The organism is Bradyrhizobium algeriense (genome assembly GCF_003062295.1).
In the GTDB taxonomy this organism is placed as follows: Bacteria; Pseudomonadota; Alphaproteobacteria; order Rhizobiales; family Xanthobacteraceae; genus Bradyrhizobium; species Bradyrhizobium algeriense.
Map to the genome: position 1 here is coordinate 76285 of NZ_PYCN01000013.1, position 11772 is coordinate 88056.

General features: G+C 63.2%; 10 protein-coding genes. 8 read left to right on the plus strand and 2 right to left on the minus strand.

What is annotated here, in order from left to right; translation table 11 throughout:
• Positions 1–88: 88 nt before the first annotated feature.
• Both C7G61_RS23695 and C7G61_RS23700 read left to right on the plus strand, forming a co-directional pair.
• Complete coding sequence (locus C7G61_RS23695; protein WP_108518997.1) at positions 89–694, plus strand: hypothetical protein; 606 nt, start codon at positions 89–91, stop codon at positions 692–694.
• 73 nt (positions 695–767) lie between these two features.
• Positions 768–1217, plus strand: coding sequence for a DsrE family protein (locus C7G61_RS23700; protein ID WP_108518999.1), 450 nt, complete (start codon positions 768–770; stop codon positions 1215–1217).
• A gap of 52 nt (positions 1218–1269) precedes the next feature.
• Here C7G61_RS23700 and C7G61_RS23705 read toward each other — a convergent pair whose 3' ends face one another.
• Positions 1270–1542, minus strand: a complete 273-nt coding sequence (locus C7G61_RS23705; RefSeq protein WP_145963674.1) for a hypothetical protein — start codon at positions 1540–1542, stop codon at positions 1270–1272.
• Positions 1543–1792: 250 nt separating this feature from the next.
• On the opposite strand from C7G61_RS23705, the gene C7G61_RS23710 reads away from it, so the two are divergent.
• The 6 genes from C7G61_RS23710 to C7G61_RS23735 are packed head-to-tail and all read left to right on the plus strand — an operon-like array spanning position 1793 to position 9235.
• A complete protein-coding gene (locus tag C7G61_RS23710) occupies positions 1793–4639 on the plus strand; it encodes a bifunctional transaldolase/phosoglucose isomerase (RefSeq protein WP_108519003.1) in 2847 nt (948 codons plus the stop codon).
• A gap of 12 nt (positions 4640–4651) precedes the next feature.
• Positions 4652–5647 (plus strand): phosphogluconate dehydrogenase (NAD(+)-dependent, decarboxylating), encoded by a 996-nt coding sequence (gene gnd, locus C7G61_RS23715; protein WP_108519005.1) that lies wholly within the window; start codon positions 4652–4654, stop codon positions 5645–5647.
• 6 nt (positions 5648–5653) lie between these two features.
• A complete protein-coding gene (zwf, locus tag C7G61_RS23720; protein WP_108519007.1) occupies positions 5654–7165 on the plus strand; it encodes a glucose-6-phosphate dehydrogenase in 1512 nt (503 codons plus the stop codon).
• Between the two features lie 3 nt (positions 7166–7168).
• Positions 7169–7924 (plus strand): 6-phosphogluconolactonase, encoded by a 756-nt coding sequence (gene pgl / locus C7G61_RS23725; protein WP_108519009.1) that lies wholly within the window; start codon positions 7169–7171, stop codon positions 7922–7924.
• A 22-nt stretch (positions 7925–7946) separates the two neighbouring features.
• Positions 7947–8435, plus strand: coding sequence for a gluconokinase (locus C7G61_RS23730; protein ID WP_108519177.1), 489 nt, complete (start codon positions 7947–7949; stop codon positions 8433–8435).
• On the plus strand, positions 8432–9235 hold the full coding sequence (locus tag C7G61_RS23735) for a Cof-type HAD-IIB family hydrolase (RefSeq protein WP_108519011.1): 804 nt from the start codon (positions 8432–8434) through the stop codon (positions 9233–9235). The genes C7G61_RS23730 and C7G61_RS23735 overlap by 4 nt, the downstream gene beginning before the upstream one ends.
• Positions 9236–9635: 400 nt before the next feature.
• On the opposite strand, the gene C7G61_RS23740 is transcribed toward C7G61_RS23735, so the two are convergent.
• Positions 9636–11576 carry an adenylate/guanylate cyclase domain-containing protein gene (locus C7G61_RS23740; protein WP_108519013.1) on the minus strand — a complete coding sequence of 647 codons (1941 nt, stop codon included), beginning with the start codon at positions 11574–11576 and terminating at the stop codon, positions 9636–9638.
• Positions 11577–11772 lie beyond the last annotated feature (196 nt).

The window sequence follows — 11772 nt, forward strand, 5'->3', positions numbered from 1 at the left end:
ACACGCGTTCATCGCGGACCGGGTGTTGAACGCACCCGGCGCCAACTGCAACTAAAGTAACATGCCGCGCGTTTAGCCCGAGTCTGCCATGAAATACGCCTGCATAGCCGCCGCATTTGCCTCCGTCATCGGAGCCCATGCCTGTCACGCCCAGGAAGGCGTCGACAAAGCCAAAGCCACCGCCTTCTATACTCAGATGTTCGGCGGCCCGTTCAGCCACAAGACCTATGCCTGCTTCGTGCGTCGTTATGACGCCAGCCATCTGGCGCAGCATCCGAAGCAGAAGGTCAGCGCGATGAAGCTGCTGGTGACGGCCGAACACGCACCGGAAGACAAGACCGTCAATTATTCGTTCCGCCTCGGCTTCAAATATCGCCACCGCGCCGGCAATTTCGATTCCAGCGGCTACTGCAGTCACATTGTCGCCGAAAACACCGGCGCTGAAATTCGACTTGGCTGCGGCGTCGATTGCGAAGGCGGCGGCATTAGCGTGGCGATGAAGGACGACAAATCCGCGCTGATCCGGCTGGAGCGGATCAGGATCTGGGAACGCAACAAGCCCGACGAGGACGCCAGCAATGATCTGGTTGCCGGCGCCGACGACAAGATCTTCCGCGTTGATCGCGCCGATCTGCACGAATGCTCCGAGTTGGTGACGGATCGCAAGGAGCTTGCGGCACTCCGGCACAAATGAGCCATACTACATAGGTTGGTACGCCTCACTACTTTGGTCTGTGACCCACACCACTTTGGCCGGAAAGATTTTCATGCATCGACGCAATATCTTGTGGGGCGCGATTTCGGCTTTCGGCGCAGCCTTTGCCGCCTCTCGCGCCAGCGCGGCTGGCGAGGCAGCACCTTCGGCAAAATTGAAAGTCGTCTACCACCTCAACGACCTCGACAAGGTCAGCTTCGTGCTGGGCAACATCCAGAACCATCTCGACGGCGTCGGCGGTCCCGACCATGTCACGATCGCGCTGGTGGTTCACGGCCAGGCGTTGCGCGCGTTTCACTCGGCTTCCGCCAACCCCGATCTTTCGAAGCGCGTCGGTCAATTCGCCAAAGCCGATCTCGAACTCGCCGCCTGCGGCAACACCATGAAGTCCCAGAATGTCACGCTGAAGGATTTGCTGCCGGGCTTCATCGCCGCCGAGCGGGGCGGCGTGGTACGGATCGCCGAGTTGCAATCGCAAGGTTATCTTTACCTCCGACCTTGAGGCCTTAGTCCGTCTGATCTTGCGATTGACGTGAACCTTTCACATCGATCGCTCATTTGCGCGATTTGATCGCCGCACTTTCGCCCGCTGTATCGAGCTGAATACTTCTTGTGTTCGGAAGCAGTCGCGACGCCGCCTGCGCGCCCGCTCCCACGCCGACATGCGGATTGTGTCCCCCCGCAACCGCCCGCGGAACGTTTTGCGCATGAACCCTCAGATGCACGCCGATGCCGGCCGCTTCCGCCGCGGCCGCACCAAGCACGATCACGCCGCACCAAAGCACGACGCAGGCGGGGGCCGAGAAACGCAAGAAACGATTGATCATGACGGCCTCCTTCACGACTTCGTGCTTGTGCCCGTTGGTGTCGCCATTCCGAAAGCTGGTTCGACCGGCCCGGTCGTATCGAGGCCGACAAGGCCAGCCATTTTCGGGATCGAACCCGTGTCAACGGCGTTATCGTCCCGGACTGCCCCATTCCATCCAGCGGCAAACCCAACCAAATGTTGACTTTCCGGCCCTGCCCCCGAAAGCTGCCGGAAACCCAAAAATCGGCCGATTAAACAGAACAGGCACCATGAATCCCGTCAAAACACTCGAAAACCATGGCCAGGCGATCTGGCTGGACTTCCTCGCCCGCGGCTTCGTCGCCAAGGGCGACCTCAAGGCGCTGATCGATACCGACGGCGTCAAGGGCGTGACATCGAACCCCTCGATCTTCGAAAAGGCGATCGGCAGTTCGGACGAATATGACGGCGCAATCGGCCACGCGCTGAAGGCGGGCGACCGCCCCGTCGCCGACCTGTTCGAGGCGCTCGCCGTCGAGGACATCCAGAACGCGGCCGACGTGCTGCGCCCGGTTTACGACCGCTTGAACGGCAATGACGGTTTCGTCAGCCTCGAGGTCTCGCCCTATCTGGCGATGGATACCAAGGGGACCATTGCGGAAGCCGAACGGCTCTGGAAGGACGTCAAGCGGCAGAATTTGATGGTCAAGGTCCCGGCCACGCCGGAAGGGCTGCCTGCGATCGAACATCTGATCGGCGAAGGTATCAGCATCAACATCACACTGCTGTTCGCGCAAGAGGTCTATCGCGAGGTGGCGGAGGCCTATATCGCCGGCCTTGAAAAACTCGTCGCCAACGGCGGCGATCCCGCGCCTGTCGCCAGCGTCGCTTCCTTCTTCGTCAGCCGCATCGATACCGCGGTCGACAAGCAGCTCGACGAGAAGATCGCGAGGGCCAATGATCCCAGCGAAAAGGAACGGCTGAGCGCGCTGAAGGGCAAGGTTGCCGTCGCCAACGCCAAGCTCGCCTATCAGGACTACAAGCGGCTGTTCGCAGGCCCCCGTTGGGAGAAGCTCGCGGTCAAGGGCGCAAAGCCGCAGCGCCTGCTGTGGGCGTCCACCGGCACCAAGAACAAGGACTATAGCGACGTGCTGTATGTCGAGGAGTTGATCGGCCCCAACACCGTCAACACCGTGCCGCCGGCAACGCTCGATGCATTCCGCGACCATGGCCAGGTTAGGGACAGCCTCGAGGAAAATATCGAGGACGCAAGGCGCGTGCTGGACGAGCTCGAAAAATCCGGCATCTCGCTCGACGCCATCACGGCGGAGCTGGTCAAGGACGGCGTCAAGCTGTTCGCGGACTCTGCCGACAAGCTCTATGGCGCAGTCGCATACAAGCGCGCGACCACGCTCGGCAGCGGCATCGACCGTCAGCAGCTCGCACTCGGCGACGGCATCCGCAAGGCGGTCGAGAAGAGCACCGAGGACTGGCGCGCATCGGCGACAATCCGCCGGCTGTGGCAGAAGGACAAATCGGTCTGGACCGATGATGACGAAAACAAATGGCTGGGCTGGCTGAACAGCCCTGCAGCCGCCGACGTCGCCGACTACGAGGATTTTGCCCGCCGCGTGAAGGGACAGAATTTCAGCGATGCCGTGGTGCTCGGCATGGGCGGATCGAGCCTCGGGCCGGAAGTGCTGGCGGAAACGTTTGCCAGGAAATCCGGCTTCCCAAAACTGCATGTGCTCGATTCCACCGATCCAGCGCAGGTGCGCGCGATGGAGGAGACAGTCGATCTCGCCCACACGCTGTTCATTGTCTCCAGCAAATCGGGCGGCACTACCGAGCCGAACGTGATGAAGGATTATTTCTTCGATCGCGTCTCCAGGACCATCGGCAAGGACAAGGCCGGGCATCGTTTCATCGCCGTCACCGATCCCGACTCGTCGCTGGAGAAGGGTGCGATCAGCCAAGGCTTTGCCCGCATCTTCCATGGCGATCCCGCGATCGGCGGACGCTATTCCGTGCTGTCGCCGTTCGGGCTGGTACCGGCGGCGGCGGCCGGTATCGACGTTCGCAGCCTGATCACGCACGCGCTCGCGATGGTGCGCTCCTGCGGCGCCGACGTGCCGCCGCATGAAAACCCGGGCGTGCAGCTCGGCCTGGCGATGGGTCTCGCCGGCCTCGAAGGCCGCGACAAGGTGACGATCACCTCGTCGGAGAAAGTCGCCGATTTCGGCGCCTGGGCCGAACAACTGATTGCCGAATCCACCGGCAAGGACGGCAAGGGCCTGATCCCGATCGACGGCGAGCCGCTCGGCGCGCCATCGCTCTACGGCAACGACCGTTTCTTCATCGATATCCGTACCGAAGGCGAGGACGAAGCCTCGCATGATGACCGGCTCAAGGCGCTTGAGGAGGCAGGTCACCCCGTGGTCCGCATCGTGATGAAATCGATCGACCATATCGGCCAGGAATTTTTCCGGTTTGAGATGGCCACCGCCGTGGCGGGCGCGATCCTTAGCATCAACCCGTTCAACCAGCCCGATGTGGAAGCAGCCAAGATCAAGACCCGCGAGCTGACTAGCGCGTTCGAGAAGACCGGCGCGCTGCCTGCGGAGAAGCCTGTGATCTCGACCGATGAAGCCGATCTCTACACCGACGCGCACAACGCGGCCGAACTGCGCAAGGCCGGCGCCGACGGCACGCTCGGCTCCTGGATCAAGGCGCATCTGTCGCGTTCGGACAGCGGCGACTATGTCGCCCTGCTCGCCTATATCGCGCGAGACCCCGGCACGATCGGTTCGCTGCAGAAGATGCGGCTTGCGGTGCGCGACACGCGTCACGTCGCGACTTGCGCCGAATTCGGCCCACGCTTCCTGCATTCCACCGGCCAAGCCTACAAGGGCGGCCCCGACAGCGGCGTGTTCCTGCAGATCACCGCCGACGACGCCGAGGATTTACCGGTGCCGGGCCAGAAGGCGAGTTTCGGCATCATCAAGGCGGCGCAGGCGCGCGGCGATTTCGACGTGCTCACCGAACGAGGGCGGCGCGCGCTGCGCGTCCATCTCAAGGGCGATCTTGGATCGGGACTGTCCGCACTCGATGCCGCGATTGCAGAAGCGCTCAGTTAGGAAAGTCAGGCTATGCAACTCGGCATGATCGGGCTCGGCCGGATGGGCGGCAATATCGTCCGCCGGCTGATGAACAACGGCCACACCGCCGTGGTCTACGACAAGGATGCGAAGGCGGTCGCCGGCCTCGCCGGCGAAGGCGCGACCGGCGCCGATACGCTGGAAGATTTCGTGGCCAAACTCGAAAAGCCGCGGACCGCCTGGGTGATGCTGCCGGCGGGCAAGATTACCGAGGCGACCATCGAGGCATTGGCAAAGCTGATGCAGCCCGGCGACGTCATCATCGATGGCGGCAACACGTTCTGGCAGGACGACGTTCGCCGCGGCGCGGCGCTGAAGGCCAAGGGCCTGCACTATCTCGACGTCGGCACCAGCGGCGGCGTCTGGGGCATCGAGCGCGGCTATTGCATGATGATCGGCGGTGACAAGGCGGTGGTTGACCGGCTCGACCCGATCTTCAAGACGTTGGCGCCGGGCGTTGGCGACATCCCGCCCACATCCGGCCGAGAGGGCCGCGACCCGCGCGTCGAGCAGGGCTACATTCACGCCGGCCCGTCGGGCGCCGGACACTTCGTCAAGATGATCCACAACGGCATCGAATACGGCCTGATGCAGGCCTATGCCGAGGGCTTTGACATTCTGAAGAACGCCAATATCGAAGCGCTGCCGCCGGAGCACCGCTTCGCGTTCGACATCGCCGACATCGCCGAAGTGTGGCGGCGCGGCAGTGTGATCCCGTCCTGGCTGCTCGATCTCACATCCTCCGCGCTCGCGGAAAACCAGACGCTGGATAATTACTCCGGCTTCGTGGAGGATTCCGGCGAAGGCCGTTGGACCGTGAATGCCGCGATCGACGAGGCCGTGCCGGCGGAAGTGCTGACGGCGGCGCTCTATGCGCGCTTCCGTTCCCGCAAGGATCACACCTTTGCGGAAAAGATCCTGTCCGCGATGCGGGCCGGTTTCGGTGGACACAAGGAGCCGCCGAAAAAACCTGACACGAAGGCCTGAACGGACATGGCGGTCGGTCAGACAGCACAGAAAAAACCCGATCCCTGCTCGTTCGTCATTTTCGGCGTGACCGGCGATCTCGCGCACCGGCTGGTCGTGCCTGCGCTTTATAACCTCGCCGCCAGCGATCTGTTACCGGAGAGGTTCTGCCTGGTCGGCGTCGCTCGCAAGGGCATGACGGACGACAAACTGCGCGACAGCCTGATGAAAGGCCTGCGCGAGTTCGCGACCCAGCCGGTGGACGACGCGGTTTCGCAGCGGCTGCTGCAATGCCTCACCTGCATCGAGGCCGATCCGAAAGATCCGCCGTCGTTCGATGCGATGAGCAAGCAGCTCGCCGAACTGGAAGCCGCGCGAAACACCGGCGGCAACCGGCTGTTCTATCTGGCGACCCCGCCCAACGCGTTCCTGCCGATCAGCCGCGAGCTTGGCCGCACCGGCATGCTGGCCGAGAACGGCGCGTGGCGACGGCTGGTGGTGGAAAAGCCGTTCGGCACCGATCTCGTTTCGGCACGGGCGCTGAACAGCGAACTGCTCAAACTCGTCGATGAGCACGAGATCTACCGGATCGATCACTATCTCGGCAAGGAGACGGTGCAGAACATTTTGGTGCTGCGTTTCGCCAACGGCATGTTCGAGCCGATCTGGAACCGCAACCACATCGACCATGTCCAGATCACGGTCAATGAACAGCTCGGCGTCGGTCACCGCGGTAGTTTCTACGACCAGACCGGCGCGCTGCGCGACATGGTGCCGAACCATCTGTTTCAGTTGCTGTCGCTGGTCGCGATGGAGCCGCCGATCCGGTTCGACGCGCATTCGGTGCGCGCGGAAAAGGCCGACGTGCTCTCTGCGATCCAGGCCCAGAGCGAGGCAGAGGCGCTGCGGAATTCGGTGCGCGGCCAGTATCTGGCCGGCCGGATCGGCGATAGCCAGATCGAGGACTACCGGAAGATCGAGGACGTCGCAGCCGGCAGCACCACCGAAACCTATGCGGCGCTGAAGCTGATCATCGACAACTGGCGCTGGGCCGGCGTTCCCTTCTACCTGCGCACCGGCAAGGCGCTCGGCGTCAAGCGCACCGAAGTCGCGATCAAATTCAAGCAGGCTCCGTTCGCGATGTTCAACTGCACGCCGGTGGAAGCACTGGCGCAGAACTACCTCGTTATCGGCGTCGCGCCGAACGAGGGAATTGCGCTGCAGTTCAACACCAAGGTGCCCGGCCCCTCGATCCTGATCGACGGTGTCGAGATGAAGTTTCGCTACAAGGATTATTTCAAGGCGGAGCCCTCGACCGGCTACGAGACGCTGATCTATGACTGCATGATCGGCGACAATATCCTGTTCCAGCGCGCCGACAGCGTCGAGGCCGGCTGGAAGGCGGTGCAGCCGTTCATCGATGCCTGGAAGAAGGCGGGCGCCGAGGGCTTGCAGACCTACAAGGCCGGCAGCGAAGGGCCGGAGGACGCGAACGAACTGTTGAGGCGCGACGGCCGAAGCTGGCGAAAGCTCGGGTGAACGATGGCCGCGAACGACAATCGCCACGTGATCACTGTCACCGATCCAGCGGCGCTGGCGGCGACCGCCGCCGAACATCTACTGGCCAGAACAGCCGCCAACAGCGGCCGCGTGGCGATCTGCCTGACCGGCGGATCGAGCCCGAAGCAGCTCTATCAGTTGCTTGCGACCGACGCCTATCGAAGCCGGATCCCGTGGCAGCGCGTGCACTGGTTCATCGGCGACGAACGCTTCGTGCCGGCGGATGACCCGCTCAACAACATGGGCATGGCGCGAACGGCCTTCCTGGACCGATGCGCGCCGGCGGCAAACATCCATCCGATTCCGACCGCGACCGCCGACCCCACCGACCCCGATCGGGGCGCCGCGCTTTACGAACAGGAGTTGCAATCGTTTTATGGCGCAGACGCGCTTGATCGCGCCAGGCCCCTGTTCGATCTCGTGCTGATGGGCGTCGGTCCCGACGGCCACACCGCGTCGCTGTTTCCCGGCGATGGCGCACTCGATGAGACCGCGCGCTGGGTTGTCGGCGTGCCCAAAGCGAATGTCGAGCCGTTCGTGCCGCGGGTTACCCTCACGCTGCCCACCCTCGCCTCCTGCCGCGAAATGCTGTTCGAGGTTGCGGGCGCGGATAAGCGTGCGATCTTGACGCGGCTGTTCGCAGCCGAGAACCTGCCCGCCAACCGCGCGCGATCCACCGGCGAGACGGTCTGGCTGGTGGACCGGGCCGCGATTCCGGAGAATTTTGGTGGGCAGTAACACTCCTTGCGCGCTGGTGGTGATGGGCGTCTCCGGCTCGGGCAAGAGCACCATCGCCGATCATCTCGCTGGACGCCTCGGCTGGCGCTACGAGGACGGCGACAGGTTTCACCCGGCAAGCAACGTCGAGAAGATGAGCGCCGGCCATCCGCTGACGGACGAAGACCGCTGGCCGTGGCTGCAGGCGATTGCTGACGAGATCGACCGCCTCTCGGCCGCCGGTGAGCGCGCCGTCATCGCCTGCTCGGCGCTGAAGCGCGCCTATCGCGACGTCCTCGTGCACGGCCGCGACGATGTCCACATCGTCTTTCTCGACGGGACGCAGGATCTGATCGCCGCCCGCCTTGCCAGCCGCCAGGGCCACTTCATGCCGCCGGGCCTGCTTACCAGCCAGTTCAAGACACTGGAGCGACCGGGCGCCGACGAGCGGCCGATCACGGTATCGATCGATGCGCCGGTCGAGCGAATCGTGGATGACATCGTCAGTCAATTGAACCTGGTTCCCCAATGACCCGCATTGCACTCGTTGTTTCCGATGTCGACGGCACCCTGTTGACGAAGGACAAGATCCTGACCGATGCCGCAAAGGCGGCCGTGCGCAAGCTGCATGAGGCCGGCGTCGGCTTCACCATCGTCTCCAGCCGGCCGGCCATCGGCATGGGTTTTCTGATCGAGCCGCTTTCGATCACGCTTCCCGTCGGCGCCTTCAACGGCAGCTCGATCGTCGACGACAAGCTCAGGCCGATCGAGCAGCATCTGATCGCCCCCGCTGTGGCCCAGCGCAGCCTCGACGTGCTCGATGCGTTCGGCGTCGATATCTGGCTGTTCACCAATGACCGCTGGTACACGCGCAATCCCGACGGCGAATACGTCCCGCACGAAAAGCGGGCGATCAAGGCCGACCCGACCATCATCCCGGATTTCACGCCGCATCTCGCCAGCGTCTGCAAGATCGTCGGCGCCAGTTCGGACGCGGCACTGCTGCAGCGTTGCGAGGTGGCGATGAAGGAAGCCGTCGGGGCGGAGGCCACCGCGGTCCGCTCGCAGACCTATTATCTCGACGTCACGCCGCCCGGTCACGACAAGGGCACCTTCGTGGACGCGATGAGCAGGCGGCTCGGCATTCCGGCCGCGGCGGTGGCGACCATCGGCGACATGGAGAATGATCTGCCGATGTTTGCCAAAAGCGGCGTTTCATTTGCAATGGGCAATGCGGCCGACGGCATCAAGCAGCACGCGACGCATGTGACCGAGAGCAACGAGCGCGATGGATTTGCGGCTGCGATCGAGATGGTGCTGCAGCTCGGATAGGATCTTTTTGAAGCGCTTTCTGCGCAGATAGGTCTACGCAATCGGCGTAAACTTGATTGCTATGCGAACCGGCATCCACCCCGGATCGCGTCCGGGGCGGGCTTTCGCTCGAAAATGCCATGCTCCGCCGTATCAAGCCGGCGTGAAGGATAAATCGGGGAATTCTCAAAGCCTTCGCGCGGCGAATCCGCTTCTGTTGGCCGGCACGATCGGCAAGCGCGAGCCGGTGTCCGACCGCCACCTCCTCCCATGAAGGCAGGTTCACCCCAGCCCGGGCCTGCCACGGCGAAGTCGGGTGCCGGCTCGCGCGACTTCCGCAGGGCCGCGCCCTTCCCGGCGTCTGTCACCGTCGCTGCCGGCTGATGGCTGATCGTCTCCGGCAGGACATGCCCGCTCGCGGTCAGACCGCCCTGCGAACGCCGCTTTCCGCCCTCGCCCCTACCAGCTCGTAGACCTGGGCCTCCGCTGCGAATCCCTTGGGCTTGATTCGATCCACGCTCCGAAACACGAAGCGCGGCTCGACGCGCTGCTTGACGGCCTCACTCACGAGCGCGGTTGTTTGGTATTGCTTGTTCAGGGATTCAAGGCGCGCTGCGAGATTAACGGCCGCCCCCAGTACCGTGTAATTCATCCGGTCGGACGAGCCTATATTGCCGACCACGACATCGCCGACATGCACTCCAAACCGCGTGTGATAGGCGGGCCATCCCTCGCGCTCGAATTCGGTATTGAGTTCGCGGTTGGCCTCGATGCAGGCAAGAACCGCGGCGCAGGCATTCGCGACATGATCGTCGTCCTCGATCGGCGCATTCCATATCGCCATCACGGCGTCGCCGATGAATTTGTCGACAGTGCCCTTGTTCGCCATGATGGCCTCTGACATTACCGCGAAGTAGCGTGAGGTGAACTGCATAACCTGGGCCGGGTCGCGATGCTCGGTGATGCCGGTGAAGTTGGCGACGTCGGTAAACAGGATCGTCACCTCGCGCCGCGTACCGCCGAGCGTCATCGCGTTCCCGGTTTCGACGAGTTGCTGGACGAGACGTTTCGGAACAAAGTTCGAGAATGTCCGGATCAGCGTGCGCATGGTGGAGACCGAGCGTCCCAGTTCGTCGATTTCGCGAATCGGCGAATGCAGCTGCGCACTATTCGTAAACCGGAATTTCTGGATATTGTCGGTCTCCCGGGCAAGCTCCCTCAGCGACCCCGAAAGCATCGATCCCAGCGCGAACGCAATCGGCAGCACGGCCAGCACGAAGGCGATGGCGACGACGAACAGCCTCCGCCGGTCGCCCTCGATTTGAGCATAGAACTCATCGACGGGCGCAAACAGGCCGAGGTTCAGATTCGCGGCGCCGGCCAGCGCGATCGGATGGAACGCGGCTGCATAGGTCCTGCCGTTGCCGTCGCGGAAAAACTGCTGCGCCACGCCACTCTGCCGCCAGGCACTGATCGCGGCGGATATGCCGATGGTATCGATGGCACTGAGGCGCGGCAGTTCACCCGGCTGGCCGCTGCGGTTCGCCGCTTCCATCAAGTTTCGCATATCCGGATGCACAAGCACGCGGCCCGCATCGTCAAACAGAAAGGCGAGACCGGATTTGCCAATTTGCTGCTTGCGCAACATGGCTTCGGCTTCGCCGAGCAATATATCTCCCGCCACCACGCCGCGACGGCCGCCGTCGATCGGAACGCGGACCGTGTAGCCAGCCTCTCCGGTGGCAAAGAACACGTAGGGCTCGGTGAGCAGGCCGGCGTTGGGCTCGTAGGCATCCTTGAACCACGGCCTCTCGCGCGGGTCGAAGTCCGTGCGGCCTGGATGCTGAGAAATGGATGCGAGCGTATCGGACAGAAAATGGATGGAGGAAACGGGTTTCCCGCCATCCCCGGCCTTCGCGATGATGACGAGGCGAAATTTGGCGTCATCCGGGGCCCCGAGGCGCGATTTCCCCACACTGCCCGCGCGATCGATGAAATCCATCTCCAGGAAGCTGCCGTCGTCATAACCGATATAGAGGTTATAGAGCTGCTTGTTGTTTCGCAGCATCGATGCCAGCACGACGTGCAGCCGCGGATTATCCCTGATATCTCCTTGCTGAACCGAGGTCAGTCCCCGAAGGATATCGAGACTGTCGCGCGCGGTCTTGAGCCGGGCATCGATGCGATCGGCCGAGAGTTGCGCCACCGTGTCGAGAAACGAGCTGGCGGCGGAACGCGTGATCGAGGTGACCCGGACGAAGCTGAGATAGACCAGCGCCAGACCGACGAACAGGACAATGCCGACGAACAGCGCGATGATCGATGTTCTGAAGCCGACGTGGAAGCGTGGTTCGGACGACATTGGCACCGCCTGCTCCTTCCCGCCGGAGTCGCATTGCGAGGCCGGCCTTGCACCAAAAGACCGCCCTCTATTCCCGCCGCTTCATGTCCACCGCCGTCCAGGCCCTTCGCATCGGGCCTCAGCCGGCGTTCTATCGAACTTGCCGCCCACTGATGCCAACGGCACCGCCGTTTGCGCCTGGCCAGGCGCGAAGGCG